Origin of the sequence: Streptomyces sp. JJ36 (assembly GCF_021696945.1) — a bacterium.
GTDB lineage: Bacteria > Actinomycetota > Actinomycetes > Streptomycetales > Streptomycetaceae > Streptomyces.
The window spans coordinates 1-17,327 of sequence record NZ_JACYHE010000057.1 but is presented as its reverse complement, the minus strand read 5'-3'; the positions used below and the strand labels follow the sequence as shown (position 1 = coordinate 17,327).

Below are 17,327 nucleotides of genomic sequence, written 5' to 3'. Positions count from 1 at the left end.
CGAAACCGGCGCATCCGCCGACGTCTCCCCGCCCGGACGCACGCCTGCCCCGGCGTCCGCTCCGCAGCGGCCAGCCGGGCACGGGGCAATCCCGGCCCTCCGGGGCCGTCACACTTCCTGCACCTTGTAAAGACCTGGAAGGTCACAGTTTGGCCTACGGAGCGCCGGGCACCTGAGGGGACAAGTGCTTCAGAACGGAAGGCACACAGCGCGGGAGGGGACTCCCGCCGAGCCCAGGGGACGGCTCCGGCCCCCCTGCCGGCACTGTGACTTCCACTCCCGCGCTGCCGCCCGGAACGACAGCGCAGCAAGGGAGATGACGAAGCCATGGCGCTCACCCAGGCCCGCACGCCCCGCACCACCCGCCGTGCCCACCACGACGCCCCGGACACCGAACGGGACTTCGCCCGCCTGGCCGGCCTGCCGGAAGGGGAGGAACGAGAGCGCCTGAAGCAGGAGCTGGTCTCCGCCTGGCTCCCGATGGCGCACCGGCTGGCCACCCGGTACCGCGACCGCGGCGAGAACCTGGACGACCTCAAGCAGGTCGCCGCGATCGGCCTGGTGAAGGCCGTCGACCGCTACGACCCCGCGCACGGCAACGCGTTCGAGTCGTACGCGGTCCCCACCATCGTCGGCGAGATCAAGCGCCACTTCCGCGACCACACCTGGGACGTCCATGTGCCGCGGCGCGTCCAGGAACTGCGGAACCGGGTGCGTACCGCGATACGCGAACTGTCCGCCCTCCGCGGCGGCCGGTACCCGACCGTCGCGGAGACCGCCGAACACGCCCGGCTGAGCGAGGAGGAGGTGCTCACCGGGATGGAGGCGCTGGAGAGCTTCCGCACGCTCTCCCTGGACGCGCAGCTCACCTCGCGGGACGACGACTACAGCCTGCTGGACACACTCGGCGCCACCGAGGCCGGATACGACCACGTGCTCTACCGGGAGGCGGTCAAGCCCGAGATCGAGCAGCTCCCGGAACGTGAGCGGCGCATTCTCTACCTGCGGTTCTTCCACGACATGCCGCAGGCCCGCATCGGCGACGAGCTCGGCATCTCGCAGATGCACGTCTCACGCCTGCTCAACCGGACCTGCACCCGCATCCGGGACGCGGTCGAGCACGACCCGCGGGCGGCGGCCGCCGCACGGCGCGACACCGCCGAGGCCGGCCGGCTGCCCGCGGCGGCCTGACCCCGCGGCGGCCCCGGCCGGGCCCCGCGCCGGCGGGGGCCGTGCACCGGAGCCGGGGGTGGCGGTGCCTCCCGCCCGGGAGGGCGGGAGGCACCGCATGCCAGGGCCGCGCGTGGCTGCGGCCACGGGGCCGTCAGCAGGTGTCGCGGCTGGTGTTGTCGAGGATGAGGTTCCGGTAGATGACGCCGGTGCCGCAGGGGCTCTCCCGCAGCGAGGTGTCGCGCAGCGTCAGGTTCTGCAGGGTGATGTCCCGGTTGCCGGGGAACTCCGAGCGGGCCGCCAGCCGGACCTCCCCGCCGCCGCTGACCGTGCCGCTCTGCCCGGCCAGCGTGACGTTGTAGCAGTTCTCGATGAGAATCGCGTTGTTGCCGGTGTCCGTGAGCGTCACCCGGTCGATGACCGCGCCCCCGCTCTCGGAGACGCAGAAGACCCCGCGCCCTCCCCCGCGGGCCACGACCTCGCCGACGCGGATGTTGACGGGGTAGCCGTCACCGATGCGGCCGTTGCGGTTCGCCATGCGGAAGGCGGCGTAGCCGGTGCCGGTGCCGGTGTTCTCCGCGTCCACCCGCCCGACGGTGGCGTTGACGGTGTCGTTCAGCAGCAGCCCGGAGTAGGCGACGTCGCGGGTGGTGACGGTGCCGACGGTCAGCCCGTCCACCCCGTAGGTCTCCACGGCGTGGTTCCCGGCGCCGGAGACGAACACGTCGTCGATGCGGATGTCGCGCGAGGGGGTGCTGCGGTCGCCGTGATTGTCGATCCGGACGCCCAGACCGCCGGAGAGCCGCATCTCGATCTGTCCGAGCACCACGTCGTTCACGTTGCGCAGGAAGATGCCGTAGACCGGGCTGCCGGTGACGGTGAGGTGGCCCACCCGGATGTCGGACACGCCGCGGGCGTAGACCGGCGCCCGGTCCCCGGCTCCCGAACCGGTGACGTCGATGGTGCCGCACACGTCGAGCGCCGTGTGGCTGGGCAGGGAGAGCCGGCTGCCGGCGCTCATGGTGCCGGAACCGCGCACCACCATGCGTTCCCGGGCGGTACGTCCCGGGGTGAGGCTGTCCACCGCGGCACGCATGGCGTCGAGCATGCTGCCGCCGGTGTGGACGGTGCGGTCGCCCCGGCGCACGGTCCAGGTGTCGCCGTTGCGCACCGCCTCCGCGTGGTACGTGCCGGTGCCGCAGTCGGTCCCGCCGCTGTCGCCGCCGTCGACGGGCACCAGGGCCCACTGCTGGTTGGCGCCGCCGGTGTCCTCGTACTGGGAGACGCGTCCGCCGTCGGCCTCCGACCATTCCCAGACCTCCAGCGCCTTGCCGCTGTGCCGGTTGACGAGCTGGTGGTAGCCGTTGCCGAGGTCCTCGACGCGGAACTGCTGGTTGGGGCTGCCGGTGTCGGACCACTGGAGGACCCGGGCGCCGTCGGCGGTGCTCCATCCGGCCACATCGAGGACCTTGCCCGAGTGCCGGGCCTGGACGCGGTAGTAGCCGTCCCCGGAGTCGAGGAAGCGGAACTGCTGGTGGGCGGCGTCGGAGCGGGTCCACTGGACGATCTCCGCGCCGTCGCCCGTGGCGGCGCCGGAGACGTCCATGACCTTGCCGGAGTGGCGGGCCTGGAGCACGTAGAAGGTGCCGGGGTCGACGGGGGCGGCCGCGGCCTTCCCCGGTGCCGCGACCAGCAGCCCCAGGACGACCGCGAGGGCGGTCAGGAGCGTCGCCGTGACGCTGCCGCGACGTCTGCGCTCGGTGGAGAACATGCCTCGTTCCCTTCCGGAAGAGGATTCTGGAGGGGGAGCGCTCCCAAACCTCCGGAACCTATCGAGGCACCATGAGCCTGTCAATTCTGGCGGTCTTGTCCGCCGTGCCGGGCAGACGTGTGTGCGTGCGAGCGGGCGGGACGCCGCGTGCAGGGGGCGCCGGCCGGGAGGGCCGAGGCCCCCGGAGGCGACGGCTCACTCCTTCGGGCTCATCAGCAGCAGAGCGATGTCGTCGTTGCGGAGCACCGCGTGCCGGGCGGAGTCCAGCAGGGTCTCGGCGAGCACGTCCATGGCGGTGTGCCGGGTCCGCTCCAGCCGGCCGGCGAGCTCGGCGGTGCATTCCTCCAGGTCCACGCCGGGCGCTTCGATCAGCCCGTCGGTGTAGAGGGCGAGGACCGCACCGGGCGGCAGGTCGATCCCCGTGGTCGGGTACGCGGCGTGGGCGTCCACCCCGAGCACCATGCCCGGCGGCAGGTCCAGCGTCTCGGTCTTCCCGTCCGGGTGGCGCAGCAGCGGCGGGAGGTGACCCGCGCTGGCGAGCCGGGCCCGGTGGTGCGCCAGGTCCAGGTCGGCGTAGAGGCAGCTCGTGAAGAGCCCCGGGTCGAGATCGAGGAGCAGCCGGTTGATCCGGGCCAGCACCTCACCGGGCGGCGCTCCCCCGGCGGCGTGCACGGCGGTGCGGACCTGGCCCATCAGGGCGGCGGCCGTGACGTCGTGGCCCTGGACGTCGCCGATGGCGGCGGCCACATGGGTGCCGCCGAGCCGGATCAGGTCGTAGAAGTCGCCACCGATGCCCATGCCGCGGCTGGCCGGCAGATAGCGGGCGGCCACGTCCAGACCGGCCACCTGCGGCAGCCGCCGGGGCAGCAGCCCCGCCTGGAGCCGGTGGGCGAGCGCATGGGTGGCGTCGTACAGACGGGCCCGGTCCAGTGCCTGCGCCAGCAGTCCGGCGATCGAGTGCAAAAGGGCCCGCTCCTCCGGGGGGAACTCCCGGGGCCGGTCGTACGAGAGCACACAGCAGCCGACGGCGTGGCCGGAGGCGACGAGGGGCAGGAAGGCCCAGGCGGCCTTGCCGGTGAGTTCGGGGATGCCGGGGTACTGCTCCTCCATCTCCTCCGGCGAGCCGACGAAGCCGGGCTCGCCCGTGGCCAGCGCCCGGGCGGCCGGGGTGGGCGGGCTGGACAGCCTGACGCCGTCGAAGTGCTCGATGGCCTCGGCGCTGTAGCCGCGCTGCCCGACGACCCGCAGCCGGTCGCCCTCGGCGACGAAGAGCACCAGGCCCTGGGCGCCGAACGCGGGGAGGACCTGGTCGGCGGCCAGGTCCGCCACGTCCTGCACCCCGATGGCCTCGGTCAGCGAGGCGGCCAGGTGCATCACCTGGTAGAGGGCGGTCGCCCGGCTCGGGCCGGGGCGGGAGGGCGCACGCGGCGCACGCGCGGGGGCGGCGCGCGCGCCGCCGGGCGCCTCGGCCTCGCTGATGCGGACGCTGATGCCCGAGGCGTCCGGGTGGAGTTCGAAGGCGAGCCACCGGTCGGGCGGGCGCCGGGCGGTGAAGGAGACGGGCTCGCGGCTGATCACGGCGGCCCGGTAGCGGTCCTCGGCCACCGGGTCCTCCAGCCAGGGCAGGGCCTCCCAGGGGAAACTGCCGAGCAGGTCCGGAACGGCCGCTCCGAGCAGGTCGGCGGCGGTGGCGGTGACGAACGTGATCCGGCCTTCCAGATCCAGGGAGCAGCAGCCCTCGGGCAGCCGCTCGGCGAAGTCGACGGCGGCGAGCGCCTCCCCCCTGCCGGGGGAGCGGGTGCGGGGCGGCAGCAGGACCCGCGGCTGGTCCCCGGCCACCACGGGGTGGCCGCGTTCGGCGGCCTGCCGGAAGGCCCGGCCCAGGTGGCGGCAGGAGCGGGTGATCGCGGCGTGCTCCACGGCGCTCAGCTCGTGCGGATGGGAGCCGGGCCAGAGCAGGACGATCCCGCCCCACACCGCTGTCTCGTCGGCGACGGGCGCCGCGGCGAGCGCGAAGTCGTACGGGAGGACGAGTGCCGACCGCGGGTAGCCGCGGGCCATCTCCTCCCGGCTGCCGAGCCACACCAGGCGCCGCTCGCGCACGGCGTCGGCGACCGGGACCGGGGAGTGGGCGGGCACGCTGTTCCAGGGCGCGGCGATCTGCGAGGGGGCCCCGGAGAGCACCGCCAGCCGGAGCGCCTTTCCCGACGGCTCGAGCACATAGGCCATGCCCACGGACGCGCCGGTCTCCGCCATCACCCGCCCGAGGGCCGTGGCCGGGAACCGCGAGCCCGCGCCCGTGCCGGGGCCGGCACCGGGGCCGGCAGGACGTTGCACGCTCGCCTCCTCCGCCGCTGACGGGACCGCGGAGCCGGAGCCCCACGGCACTCCGGATACAACGGACATTACGCCCACCGTACTGCCCGGGGGCCTTCGCGGACCTCTCCGCGACACGGCCGTGACCACCCGGACACCGCGAGGTTTCGCGGGCACGGCGGGCGGGCATGGTCGGCGTGGGAGCGCTCCCACTTCACCGAAGAGGAGACGATTCATGCATCTGCATGAGCACGTCGCAACCCCCCACTGGCTGCGCCGCGCGGTGACGCTGCTGTCGGCCGCACTGCTCTGTCTGGTCCCCCTGGTCGGTACCGCCTCCGCCCACGGCTCGGTCGTCGACCCGGCCTCCCGGAACTACGGCTGCTGGGAGCGCTGGGGTGACGACTTCCAGAACCCGGCCATGGCCGAGGAGGACCCCATGTGCTGGCAGGCCTGGCAGGACAACCCGAACGCCATGTGGAACTGGAACGGTCTGTACCGCAACGGCGTCGGCGGCGACTTCCAGGGTGCCGTCCCGGACGGCACCCTGTGCAGCGGCGGCCACGCCGAGGGCGGCCGGTACGACTCGATGGACGCCGTCGGCCCGTGGAAGACCACGGACGTCACGGACGACTTCACCATCCGGCTGTACGACCAGGCGAGCCACGGCGCGGACTTCTTCCAGGTCTACGTCACCCGTCAGGGCTTCGACCCCACCACCGAGGCCCTGGGCTGGGACGACCTGGAGCTGGTCGAGCGCACCGGCCGCTACGCCCCGAGCAACAACTACGAGATCGACGTGAGCACCTCGGGCCGCAGCGGCCGCCACATCGTGTACACGATCTGGCAGGCCTCGCACATGGACCAGTCGTACTACATCTGCAGCGACGTGAACTTCGGCTGACCGGCCGGGGACGCCCGCCGGCGGGCCGCGTTCCCGCCGGAACACGCCGCCGCCCGGCCGGGCGGGAGCTCCCGCCCGGCCGGGCCTTCCCCGTTCCGGCTCACGGCACGCGAGGGGGGTCGTCGGCCTCCGGGGCGACGGCGGTGCCGGGGGAACGGAGGGCCACGGGGTCCCGTGTGGGGGCCAGCGAGGGGATCCGGTCGGTGCCGAAGCGGTGCCGCAGGACCGAACACGCGGCCAGATGGCCGGACATGCCGTGCACGCTGGGCCCGGGCGGCGTCGCCGCGGAGCAGAGGAAGACCCCGTCCAGGGGGGTGCGGTAAGGGTCGAGGCGCGCGGTGGGCCGGGCCAGGGACTGCCGCAGCGTCATGGCACCGCACCCGATGTCGCCGCCGACGTAGTTCGGGTTGTACGCCTCCATGGCCCGCCCGGAGACCCCGCGCTGGGCGAGTACCGTGTCGCCGAACCCGGGCGCGTAGCGCTCGATGCGGGCCCGGACCAGCGCGACGGGGTCGCGGTCGTCGCCGTGCGGGACGTGCGCGTACGCCCACACCGGGCGCCGCCCGGGCCGTGCGCGCCCCGGATCGGTCGCGGCGGGGTCGACCACCAGGACGAAGGGCTCGTCGGTGGGGACCCCGCGGGCGGTGAGGTTCTCCTGCCGGACCGTCTCGGCCCGGGTGCCGCCGAGATGGACGGTGCCGGCCCGGCCGACGGCGGGGTCGGCCCAGGGAACCGGCTCGGAGACCAGGAAGTCGGCCTTGGCCGCGGCCGGCCCGTAGCGGTACCGCTCCAGGGCCCGTGCGTAGCGGGCGGGCAGCCGGTCCCCGGCGAGCTCCACCAGGCCCCGCGGGCTGGTGTCCAGCAGGACGGCGCGGGCCCCCTCGACCTCCCGGAGGGTGGTGACACGGTGCCCGGTGTGGACGGTGCCGCCGTGCGCGGTGATGTCGGCGACCAGGGCCTCCGCGATACGCCGGCTGCCGCCGCGGGGCAGGGGCCAGCCCGTGCCGTGCGCGAGGTGCCCGAGCAGCACCGCGACCGCCGCCGAGGCGAGGCTGGGCAGCCGGCCGACGGCGTGTGCGGCCACTCCCGTCAGCAGGGCGGCGGCGGGTTCGCCGGAGAAGCCGCCGGGGAACGGCCGGGTGCCGTGCGCCAGCACCCGTACGGCCACCCGGAGCGCGGCGGCGAGGTCCGGGGGCAGGCCGCGCTGCGGGGAGAGGAGCAGATCCACGACGCCGCGGCTGCGGTCGAGCAGCGGTGCCATCAGCCGTCGCCACCGGTCGCCGTCCCGGCCGAGCCCGGCACAGGTGGCCGCCAGGTCCCGGTAGGCGAGGGCGGCACGGCCGCCGTCCAGCGGGTGGGCGTAGCTGATCTCCGGGTGCAGCAACTCGACGCCCCGGGCCGTCAGGTCGAACTCGCGGAAGAAGCGGGAGGCCGCCGCCATGGGGTGGACGGCGGCGCACACGTCGTGGACCACGTCGTCGTCGAAGAGCGCCGCCCCGCGGAGGCCGCCACCGGCGGTGGCGGCGGCCTCGTACAGCTCCACCCGGAGGCCGGCGCGGGCGAGGGTCACGCCGGCGGCCAGCCCGTTGGGGCCGGTGCCGACGATCGCCACGTCCGGCGGGGTCACGAGGCGCTCCGGGTGCCGGGGGCGGCCGGGGTGCGGAGGCCGCCGTCCGCCGGGGGGTCCGCGTCCGGGTGCGGCAGGGACTCCGCCTCGGGGCGGTCCTCCCCTGCACGGACCTCCGCAGCGGCGGGGGCGGGGGCGTCCCGTTCGCCGCCGGTGCCCTGGTGCGCGGACGCTTTCTCCTCGGTGCCCTCGTGCGCGGACGCGCCCCCGCCGGCGGGGGCGCCGGGGCCGGACCGGAGCTGGGTGTCGGCCAGCCTCCGGTAGAGCGTGTCGCGTTCCAGGAGTGCCGCGTGGGTGCCCACGTCCCGGACCCGCCCCTCCTCCAGGACGACGATCCGGTCCGCGTCGGCCACGGTGGAGATGCGGTGGGCGATCGCCACCACCGCGCACCGCTCGGCGATCCGGCGCAACGCACGCTGGAAGGCGCGTTCGGAGTCGGAGTCCAGATGGGAGGTGGCCTCGTCGAGCAGCATCACCGCGGGCTTCTGGAGCAGGGTGCGGGCGATGCACAGCCGCTGCCGCTGGCCCCCGGAGAGGCCGCTGCCCTGTTCGCCGAGGGGCGTGTCCAGGCCCTCCGGAAGCCGGTCGACGACGTCCTGGAGGTCGGCGGTGCGGACGGCTTCGCGGATCTCGTCCTCGCCGGCGTCGGGGTTGGCGTAGACGAGGTTCTCCCGGATGGTGCCGCGGAGTGCGGTGCTGTCCTGCGGGACGTAGCCGACCGTGCCCCGGAGCCGGTCCAGCGGGACGCGGGCCACGTCCTCGCCGGCGACCAGCACCTCCCCGGAGGCCGGGGGATGGAAGCGCTCGACGAGCTGGAAGAGGGTGGTCTTGCCGGCACCGGAGGGGCCGACGACGGCGGTGAGTCCGTGGGCGGGGACGGTGAAGGAGACGCCGCGCAGCGCCTCGTCCGCGTCGCCGTACGCGAACCGCACCCCGCGGAACTCCACGGCGGGGGCCGCTCCGGCGCGGAGTGCGGGCTCCGCGTCCCCGGCGGGGGGCCCGGCCCCGGCGGTCTCCGCCGTCCCGGCGCCGGGGGTCTCCGTCCTCCCGGCGCCGGGGGTCTCGGCGTCCGTCCCGGTGTCCGGGCCGGCGGTCGCGTCGCGCTCCTGCGGCAGCGAGAACAGCTCGTCGACGCGCTGGATGGCGGCCCTCCCCTGCTGGAACTGGCCGATGGCGAGGAAGAACATCACCAGCGGGGAGACCATGTAGAAGAGATAGAGCACGAAGGAGGTGAGGGTCGCCAGCCCCAGCGAGCCGGTGGCGACCCGGCTCATCCCCACCCCGAAGACGACGGCCAGGGAGACCTGCATGCCGACGTTCATGGTCGGGATGAGCAGCGCGTTGAGCGCGCTGACCTGGACGCCGGAACGGCGTGCGCGGTCGGCGTGCGCCGAGATCCGCTCCTGTTCCCGGCCCTCCGCGCGGGAGGCCTTCACCGTCGGCAGGGCGCCCAGCACCCGCTGGAGGTCCGCACCGAACCGCCCGGTGTCCTCCCGGTTGCGCAGCGCGGCGCGGCGGAGCCGGCGGGCGACCGTGAGCGACACACCGCTGGCCAGCGCGAGGCAGCCGAGGGTGAGCAGCATCAGCCACACGTCGATGAAGAACATCAGCACGCAGCAGCCCAGCACCATGGCGCCGTTGAGGATGAGCTGCGCCAGGCTCTGGGTGAGGGCGATCTTGGCGACGGAGGTGTCGGTGACCGTGCGGGTGAACAGGTCGCCCTGCTGGTGCCGGTTGTAGGCGGCCAGGTCGGCGCGGAGCAGCCGCCCGACGAGGCCGTGCCGCACACCGTGCACGATGCCCTCGCCGGTCCGCCCGATGACGTACGCGTGCAGCGCGGAGAAGGCCGCGTCGCCGCAGAAGAGCAGCCCCATCAGGGTGACCGGCCAGACCAGCGAGGCGTCGGTGCCCGCCGCCTCGATGAGTTCCCCGATGGCGAGCGGCTGGCCGAGGGAGGCGGCGACCCCGCACAGGCCGAGGAGCACGCCGCCGGCCAGCAGGGGGCGGTGCCGGCGTGCGACGGCCCAGACGGCGCCTCCCCCTGCCGGCCCTTCGCTCCGGCCGCCCCCCGTGGCGCGGCCGGAAGCCTCTGCGGTGGTCATGGGGCTCACTCCTCCCGGGCGTAGGTGGCGACGAAGAGCGCGGCGGTCTCCTCGTACGGCTTGCCGGTCCAGTCGGAGAGGCGTTCCACGGGGGTCAGCCCGGCCTCGGTGGCGAAGCCGTCCACCTCCTCGGGCGTGGTGAGCCGGGCGACCTCGGTGCCGACCTGCGAGGTGCCGCCCTCGAACCAGATGTGCGAGGCCTGCCAGAGCCACTTCTCCCGTATCAGGGTGCCGTGGGTGAGCAGTCCGGTGCCGGGCTCCGGGTAGGGCACGAAGTACGAGGTGCGGTCCTTGCCCTCGAACAGCTCCAGCACCCCGGACCGGTTCCAGGTCTCGACGACCAGCCGGCCGCCCGGCTCCAGGCGTTCGGCCGCGCGCCGGATCACCTCCTGCTGCTCCTCCGGGGTGAGGATCATGGAGAGGGTGGCGCAGACGCAGTAGACCAGCCCGTAGCTGCGGTCGTCGCCCCACTGCCGGATGTCGCCGTGGACGGGGGTGACCGCGGCGTTCTTCTCCTTGGTGTCCCGGCGCAGTTCCTCCAGCATCTCCGGGGAGGAGTCCACGCCCACGACCGGGCCGACGCGTTCCGCCAGCGGGATCGCGATCCGCCCGGTGCCGACGCCCAGTTCCAGGGTGCGCCGCCCGCCGCCGGGGTGCCGGTCGGCGAGCTGCTGCGCGGCGAGGTCGGCGTAGGCGTCCTTGGGGAAGATGCGGTCGTAGAATCCCGCGAACGCGCGTCCGTAACCGATGTCCTGCACGCCGTCGTCCATCAGGGCCTCCTCCGTCGTTCCGGTGGTGGGGTGCGGTGTGGTGCGTCCGGTCGCCGTGCGCCGCGTGTCACTTCCCGCCGAAGGTCTTCCAGGCGATGACGGCGACGATGAGGATGGCGATGACGGAGATGGTGATCGTGGCTGCGTCCATGCCGGGCTACCGTTCCTGTGTGTGGGGGTGGGTGGTGCGTGCCGCTCACCGTCGCACGCGGCCGGCGGCTGCGGGGGACGGCGCGGTGCGGGTCCGGGGCCGGGAGTCGCCCTCCGGCCCGGGGTGCAGGGGGGTGTAGGGGGAGGCGAAGAGGATGTCCGGCTCCTGCGACTCGTCGTAGCCGGTGGCACGGGCCAGGGTGAACTGGAAACCCTTGACGTCCTCGGCACCGCACTCGGCGGTGATCCGCCGGCGCAGGTACGCGCGGAGCATCCGGTACGCCGGGAGCCTTACCAGCTCCTCGAATCCCTTGTCGAGGGAGGCGATCAGCTCGCTGCAGATGTCGAAGACCGCCTTCTCCGGGCGGCGCCCGGGGAACCAGGCGATCTGCCCGGGCCTCCGGCCCTCGATGACCTTGACCATCTTCCACGTGCTGGTGGTGCCGTCGTGGCTCAGGGTGCGGTAGAAGAAGTGGTAGTCGTGCTGGGCGGGGGTCGGGGCGAAGAACCGCCAGTTGGGGAAGAGGGCGGAGAAGAGGTCGATCCGCTGGGCGCGGCTGAAGCCGGTGTTGGGGTGCTGGGCGGCGACGGTGCCGACCAGTACCGCGGCGGCCGCCCAGCGGGGCAGGGCGCCGGGCCCGGAGACCGCCTGCCGTACGGAGCGGGCGAGGGAACGGTCGCTCATCGGGCGTCCTCCTTGGTCTCCCGGGCGGAGTCCCCGGCGGCGTGCCCGCCGTCCGGGGCGATGTCGCCGACGAACTCCAGCAGCAGCCGGCCGGCCTCGGTGCCCAGCCGGGCGCTGGTGAGCATCGTGTCGTGGTCGGCGCCCTCCAGCACCCGGGTCCGTACCACCCTGCCGTCGCCGCGGTGTGCGGCGGCCAGCTCGTTGTGCATGAGGAGCTGTTCCGGGTCGCGGTCGACGGTGCGCTGGGCGGAGAGCACCAGGGCGTGCGCGTCGACCCGTTCCAGCTCGCCGTCGAAGGCGCGGAACTCCTTCTCGGTGGCGGCCCACTCCCGCTGGCTGGCGGTCCACATGCGGGTGTCGGCGTACTGCGCGAAGGCCCGGGAGCGGTAGGCCGCGGGCAGGTTGTCGACCCAGTCGGGCCGGGTGAGCAGGGCGCCCATGCCGGCGCGGAGGCTGTTGACGAAGAGGCGCAGGCCGCCGTTGATCTTCTTGGCGGAGTCGCTCTGCTGCTGCGAGCGGTTGAGTTCGCCGGGGTGTGAGCTGTCCAGGTAGACCACGCCGAGGCAGCGGTCGCCGAGCGGTGCGGCCGCGCGGCGGGCGATCTCGCCGCCGAGGGAGTGCCCGGCGACGACGACCGGCCGGTCGGTGCCGAGCGCGCCCTGGACCAGGTCGACCAGGTCGTCGACGGACTGCTGAAGGGTGAACTCCGTGCCGCCGCGGTAGGTGCTGGCGGAGTAGCCGGCCCGGTTGTACGTCAGCAGGCCGTAGTCGCTCTCCTCGACCACCTTCTCGGTGATCCAGCCGAAGTGCTCGGCGGTGGAGGTCATACCGGGCACGAAGACCAGCACGGGAGTGGCCGGGTCGCCGGGGACGCGGAGGTCGTAGCTGAGCCGGTTGCCGTGCCGGGTGGTCAGCTCCCGGCTGCCGGGCCAGCGGTCCGCCGCCCGCATGCGCCGGGTACCGGCCACGGCCGCGGCCGCGCCGAGCGCCCCGGCGCTCGCCACCAGGGCGGTGCCCAGCAGCCGGTCGTCCCGGCCGGCGACGGCGGGGTGGCTCCTGGGCGTGCTGGTGTAGGCGACCATCGGGTGCATCGCGGTGAACGAGGTGACGAAGCGCCCCAGACCCATGAGGAAGCCGTTGGCGACGTGGAAGGAGGCCGCGGCGCCGATGACCGGGCGGGCCAGCACGCCGCCGCGGGCGTAGGCGAGGGGGAAGAGGCACTCCAGGGCGAGCACGCCGTGGGCGAGGAAGCGGGCCGGCACCGGGTGGCGGCGCGTCAGGTTCCAGAAGCCCTCGTGCCCGTAGGTCCGGGTGCGCATGATGCCGCCGAGCGCGGAGCCGTCCCGCCACGGCTCGCCGAGCAGCTTGACCCAGCCCGACACCACGTACGAGAGGTTGGCCTGCAGGGCCACGTACCACAGCAAGGTGTCCTTCAGCTCCGGCGAGGAGGAGAGCCGGGCGAGGCCGGTGACGGTCTGCACCATGGTGGAGACCTGGTCGGAGCCGTCGGTGCCGTACCGGTGACGGGGGTAGAGCGCGGCGTTGCTGAGGCCGAGGAAGAGGTTGGCCGCGCCGCGCCACTTCCCCGAGCCGGGGAGCAGCAGGCCGGCCGCGGCGGCGACCCGGGCGGCGTGCAGGGCCGTGGTGGTGCGCTCGTCGGCGACCAGGTCCAGGAAGCGGCGGGTCAGCCGGTGGGAGCGCACGTGGACGTCGCGGCCGATCCGCCAGTCGTTGAGCCCTCCGGGACGGATGTTCTCCCGCTGTGTGAGGTGTTCGAGACTGGAGACCAGCGAGGTCAGTGCGGAGAGGCGTTCGGACGCGCCGATGGCGCGGTCACGGGTGACGGGCACGGGTCCGAAGAGGGCGGACGCCGCCTTCCTGGGCAGCGATTTCACGGCAGCCTCCATGACGCCCGGGTCGGGGGGCGCTTGCTGAGCGGTGGACGGGGTGGGGGGTGGCGTTGGGGGTGGCTTGCTCCGCCCGGCCGGCGTGGCCGGCCCCCGGCCGGCCGGGCGGAGTCCGGTGCTGGTTACCGCTTACACGGCGGGGTTCAGCCCTGGCCCGCCTCGAAGGCGGCGACGGTGGCGGAGGCGATCGCCACACCGCCCAGGAAGGCGGCCGGGGTCACCAGCACCGGGGTGGCACCGCTGAAGAAGGTGCCGTCGGCGTCGTCCACGTCGACGGCCGACAGCTCGGCGGCCTGGTTGATGTAGGCGTCCAGCTCGTTCATGGTCGAACTCCTTGTCAGTGGGGGGTGGATGCGGCTCCTGCTGGAGTCCGCCGGGTCAGCCGATCGCGTGGCCGAGCGCGTAGGCGCCGGTGACCACGGTGGCGCCGGCCACGAAGGCGGCTGCCGCGGCGGGGGTGGCGAGCACCGGGGAGGCGGACTGCGGGATCTCGCCCTCGGTGGTCTCGTCGAGCAGGCCCAGCTCCTCGGTGCGGAGGTTGAGCTTCTCTTCCAGCATGGGATCTCCTCGTGGAATCGTGCGGACTACTGCCGCCCGGGCAGGCGGTCAGTACGGGCTTCTCGCCCTGGCGTTCCACCGGAGCCGGAGTGGTGCTGTGACGGCGGCTCCGGCGTTCGTGAGACTGCCACCACCGGGCGGACGTAGTGAACTGTTAGGCATGGCAGGTAGCTGCCAGGAAGCGGAAGCTCCGCGTCATCTCCCTGCCCCGTACGGGAGTTCACGCAGCTCCGGAGGTGGTGGGCGGGAGGTCCGAGCCGCGTACGCCCGGCACGGAGACGGCACCGTGATGAGGCGCAAAAGATTTAACCGTTAACCACATGCGTGCGGTCGTGGAGCTGCGGCGGGTACGTGACCCGGCACGGGCAGCGCACCGGAGGCCGTACCCGCGGGAGAAGGCGTGTACCCGGGTGACCGGCGGGTACCGCGGAGGCGCGGCCGGGACCACGGCCGCACCGCGGTGGACGGGGACTCCGGTCGAGGCGTCGCCGGACCGTCCGCCGGCGGTCACATCCCGTCACGCTTCGTCGCAACCGGAGGAGACCATGGCGCAGTACGTCCGCGAGATCACGAACACCGGTGATCTCGCCGTCGAGCGGGACCGCAGCTCCGCACTCGCCGACGTCGGCGCCGCCGAACCGAACCGCTGAAAGCGAGCACCTCATGCCGTACGGAGAGTTCCTGGCCACCGTCCGCGAGCGAGGCGGCTACGCCCCGGACGAGGCCGAACGCAGCACCGAGGCGGTCGTCGGCGCGCTGGGCCGGCGGCTCCCGGCCGGGGCGGCGGAACACCTGGGAGAGCAGCTCCCGCAGCGACTGGCGGAGCTGCTGGGCGACGCCCAGGCCCGGGCGGAGACCTGGGGCGTGCACGAGTTCGTCGCACACGTCGCCGAGGCCTCCGGGACCGACGAACCCACCGCCGAGGAGCACTCACGGACGGTGCTGAGCACGCTGGCCGACCGGATCAGCGGCGGGGAGCTGAACAAGGTGCTCGGGCGGTTGCCGTCCGGCTACGCCGAACTGTTCGGCCACCCCGAACTGTCCGAATGACGCGACCCGTACCGGCCGAGGGGAGGCGCCATGCCTGCATCCCGCTGCACCCGCCCGCGAGCCCGGCGCGGCGCACTGGTGTGCGCCGCCGGGCTGCTCGCCGCCACGACCGCGCTCGCCGGGTGCGGTGACGACACCAGTGGCGCGGAGACCGGCTGGGACGTGAACGAGGTCCAGCGTGCCTTCGAGGAGGGCGAGGCGCAGTCCGTGACCGGCGAGACGGTGACGCTCAGCGCCGATGTCGACGAGGTCCTCTCCCCCTCGGCCTTCGTGCTGGGAGGAGCGGACAAGCCGTTCCTGGTGGTCGAGAAGGACCTCCCGCCGCCGGACGAGGGCGACGGTGTCCGGGTGACCGGGACCGTGCACGAGTTCGAGTTCGCCCAGGTGCAGGAGCGGCTCGACGCGCAGCTCTCCCGGCCGCTGTACGAGCGGTTCGAGGGCATGCCGTACCTCATGGCCGAGAAGATCGAGGAGGACATCGAGGAGTGAGGCGTGCCCGGCGACGGGAGCGCACCGACGGCGCGGAAGCCGCTCACCCTCTCCCCCCTCCGTCCTTCCCTCCGCCGCTCTCGCCGCCGGTGCCGAGTTCCCGGGCCGAGGCGAGGGCGGTGGCCACGTCGCGGGGGTAGGTGCGCAACGCGATCAGGCCCAGCCCCGCTGCGGCGACCAGGGCCACCAGGAAGAGCAGCAGGGTGTGCAGCAGCGCGTCGTCTCCGGTGAACACGCTGGTGGAGACGTAGCCGATGACCGTCGGCGCCGCGGCGTCGCCCAGAGTACGCAGAAAGGTCCGCGCGCCCTCCGCGGTGCCCCACAGATAGGGGTGCATGATGTCCAGCCGGGCGGCGTCCATCGGCGGGTTGACCGCGCCGAGCAGGGCCCCGGCGAGCGTCAGCAACGGCAGGGCGAGCAGCAGTGCGGTGGTGGCGAGGGCGGGCGCCGCCACCGGCGGGATCGCCAGCAGCGCCACCACCGCCACCAGCACCCGGGCGTTGACCCGTCCGCGGCGCAGCATCCGGTCGGCCACCCGGCCGCCGGTGAGCACACCGGCGATCGCGCCCACGCCCGCCAGCAACACCAGCGCCCCGGCCAGCGAGGGGCGCAGCCCGTACTGTTCGGCGGCGAAGATGTTGGCGAAGGCGCGGACTCCGGTGAAGTAGAAGTAGCCGAGTGCGGAGGCGATGATGAGGACCATGTTGGTGGGGACCCGCAGCACGTAGCCCAGCGCCCACCAGCGGGAGCGCCGCCGCGGGTCGGAGCGCAGCACCAGGCGGGGGTCGGGGGTGATCCCGCGGGCCCGGGCGGCCTGCGTGGCGAGCCCCTCGCCGTCCCCCGCGCCGGCGGAGGCGCCCGGCTCGGGGCGGAGCATGCTCTGGCCGCCGCGCTCCGGCTCCGGCAGCCGCGCCACGGCCCACACCACCAGCAGGCCGGGGACGGCCAGCCACCAGATGCCGAGACGCCAGCCGAGCAGGTCCCCGGCCACGCTGGAGACCGCGAACCCGAGACCGGTGCCGGCGAGTTCCCCGACGAGGATGTAGCCGAGCATGCGCGCCCGCTCGCGGGCGGGGAAGTAGTCCCCGCTGAGCGAGGCCACGGCGGGGCCCGCGGTGGCCGTCACGGCGCCCAGCCCGGCCCGGGCCACCAGCAGCCACAGGAAGGAGGTGGCGAGGGCGGAGACGACGGTCGCCGCCACCCAGAGGGCGGCGCTGGCGGCCAGCAGCCGGGTGCGCCGCACCCGGTCGGTGAGCAGCCCCGCCGGGACGGTGAAGACGGCGGCGGCCAGGGCCACCACCGAGACCAGCAGCCCGATCCCGGTGTTGGTCAGCCCGAAGGACTCCTTCAGCCCGCCGGCGACGGCCGACACCGCGCCCTTGTCCGCGCCGTCCATGGCGAGCACGGCGCCCAGCACCACCACGACCCGGGTCCGCTCCGGCCCGCCGAGCGCCCGTACGGTCCGCTCCGTCCACCGGACTCGGCCTGGCACCGTGTGTACGTCCTCCCGCCCACGCGCCCGCCGTGCGACGTCCCAAGGGATGCGGGGCGGCGCTCCCCGGCTCCCGTTCCGTCATGCCTGACCCGGACCGCGGCCGCTCACACCGCTTCCGTGCGAGGTTGACCCGTTTGCCGGTCCCGCGTGCGACGCCGGCCGCGGGGGCGTACGCCCCTCACCGCCGGGGCGCCCCGCCCGGCACGGAACCGTGGAGCCGGGGGCCGGCCCCGGCCGCGGCGACCGCCCCGGGCGCGTGTGCGCGGCCTCAGCCGCCCGGGGAACGTCCGGCGTTCCGCCGGCGGGCGGCGGCCAGTCCCAGGGCGGCGACCG

Annotated in this window: 13 protein-coding genes and 2 pseudogenes; 4 read left to right on the top strand and 11 right to left on the bottom strand. The window is 74.3% G+C overall.

Going from position 1 to position 17,327, the window contains the following annotated elements; genetic code table 11:
• The first annotated feature begins 327 nt into the window (after positions 1–327).
• Complete coding sequence (locus tag HOY81_RS19625; protein WP_237321776.1) at positions 328–1,191, top strand: SigB/SigF/SigG family RNA polymerase sigma factor; 864 nt, start codon at positions 328–330, stop codon at positions 1,189–1,191.
• 133 nt (positions 1,192–1,324) lie between these two features.
• Here the strand turns inward: HOY81_RS19625 and HOY81_RS27755 are convergent.
• The 3 genes and pseudogenes from HOY81_RS27755 to HOY81_RS19610 form a co-directional block, all read right to left on the bottom strand.
• A pseudogene (locus HOY81_RS27755) lies at positions 1,325–2,371 on the bottom strand (hypothetical protein); the annotation flags it as partial.
• Between the two features lie 78 nt (positions 2,372–2,449).
• Positions 2,450–2,941: pseudogene (locus tag HOY81_RS27745) on the bottom strand (RICIN domain-containing protein); the annotation flags it as partial.
• Positions 2,942–3,136: 195 nt separating this feature from the next.
• Entirely contained in the window at positions 3,137–5,197 is a 2,061-nt protein-coding gene (locus HOY81_RS19610; RefSeq protein WP_237321795.1) for a SpoIIE family protein phosphatase, read from the bottom strand.
• A 295-nt stretch (positions 5,198–5,492) separates the two neighbouring features.
• Between HOY81_RS19610 and HOY81_RS19605 the strand changes: the two genes are divergently transcribed.
• Entirely contained in the window at positions 5,493–6,161 is a 669-nt protein-coding gene (locus HOY81_RS19605) for a lytic polysaccharide monooxygenase (protein ID WP_237321775.1), read from the top strand.
• 100 nt (positions 6,162–6,261) lie between these two features.
• Here the strand turns inward: HOY81_RS19605 and HOY81_RS19600 are convergent, their stop codons facing one another.
• The 7 genes from HOY81_RS19600 to HOY81_RS19570 all read right to left on the bottom strand — a co-directional run bounded on the left by HOY81_RS19600 (position 6,262) and on the right by HOY81_RS19570 (position 13,960).
• On the bottom strand, positions 6,262–7,788 hold the full coding sequence (locus HOY81_RS19600) for an NAD(P)/FAD-dependent oxidoreductase (RefSeq protein WP_237321774.1): 1,527 nt from the start codon (positions 7,786–7,788) through the stop codon (positions 6,262–6,264).
• Positions 7,785–9,890, bottom strand: a complete 2,106-nt coding sequence (locus tag HOY81_RS19595; RefSeq protein WP_237321773.1) for an ABC transporter ATP-binding protein — start codon at positions 9,888–9,890, stop codon at positions 7,785–7,787. Before HOY81_RS19595 ends, HOY81_RS19600 begins: the two co-directional genes overlap by 4 nt.
• 5 nt (positions 9,891–9,895) lie before the next feature.
• Complete coding sequence (locus HOY81_RS19590; RefSeq protein ID WP_237321772.1) at positions 9,896–10,660, bottom strand: class I SAM-dependent methyltransferase; 765 nt, start codon at positions 10,658–10,660, stop codon at positions 9,896–9,898.
• A gap of 196 nt (positions 10,661–10,856) precedes the next feature.
• On the bottom strand, positions 10,857–11,495 hold the full coding sequence (locus tag HOY81_RS19585; protein ID WP_237321771.1) for a hypothetical protein: 639 nt from the start codon (positions 11,493–11,495) through the stop codon (positions 10,857–10,859).
• Complete coding sequence (locus tag HOY81_RS19580; protein ID WP_237321770.1) at positions 11,492–13,390, bottom strand: alpha/beta fold hydrolase; 1,899 nt, start codon at positions 13,388–13,390, stop codon at positions 11,492–11,494. The genes HOY81_RS19585 and HOY81_RS19580 overlap by 4 nt, the downstream gene beginning before the upstream one ends.
• Before the next feature lie 155 nt (positions 13,391–13,545).
• A complete protein-coding gene (locus tag HOY81_RS19575; RefSeq protein WP_237321769.1) occupies positions 13,546–13,725 on the bottom strand; it encodes a hypothetical protein in 180 nt (59 codons plus the stop codon).
• 55 nt (positions 13,726–13,780) lie between these two features.
• The gene (locus tag HOY81_RS19570; RefSeq protein ID WP_237321768.1) at positions 13,781–13,960 is read right to left on the bottom strand and encodes a hypothetical protein; all 180 of its coding nucleotides are present in this window, start codon (positions 13,958–13,960) and stop codon (positions 13,781–13,783) included.
• Positions 13,961–14,623: 663 nt separating this feature from the next.
• Between HOY81_RS19570 and HOY81_RS19565 the strand changes: the two genes are divergently transcribed.
• Together HOY81_RS19565 and HOY81_RS19560 are read left to right on the top strand one after the other, a co-directional pair.
• Positions 14,624–15,010 (top strand): DUF2267 domain-containing protein, encoded by a 387-nt coding sequence (locus HOY81_RS19565; RefSeq protein WP_237321767.1) that lies wholly within the window; start codon positions 14,624–14,626, stop codon positions 15,008–15,010.
• Between the two features lie 30 nt (positions 15,011–15,040).
• Positions 15,041–15,499: a hypothetical protein gene (locus HOY81_RS19560; protein WP_237321766.1), complete on the top strand. Its 459-nt coding sequence runs from the start codon at positions 15,041–15,043 to the stop codon at positions 15,497–15,499.
• Positions 15,500–15,542: 43 nt separating this feature from the next.
• Here HOY81_RS19560 and HOY81_RS19555 read toward each other — a convergent pair whose 3' ends face one another.
• Complete coding sequence (locus HOY81_RS19555) at positions 15,543–16,991, bottom strand: MFS transporter (RefSeq protein ID WP_237321765.1); 1,449 nt, start codon at positions 16,989–16,991, stop codon at positions 15,543–15,545.
• Positions 16,992–17,327 lie beyond the last annotated feature (336 nt).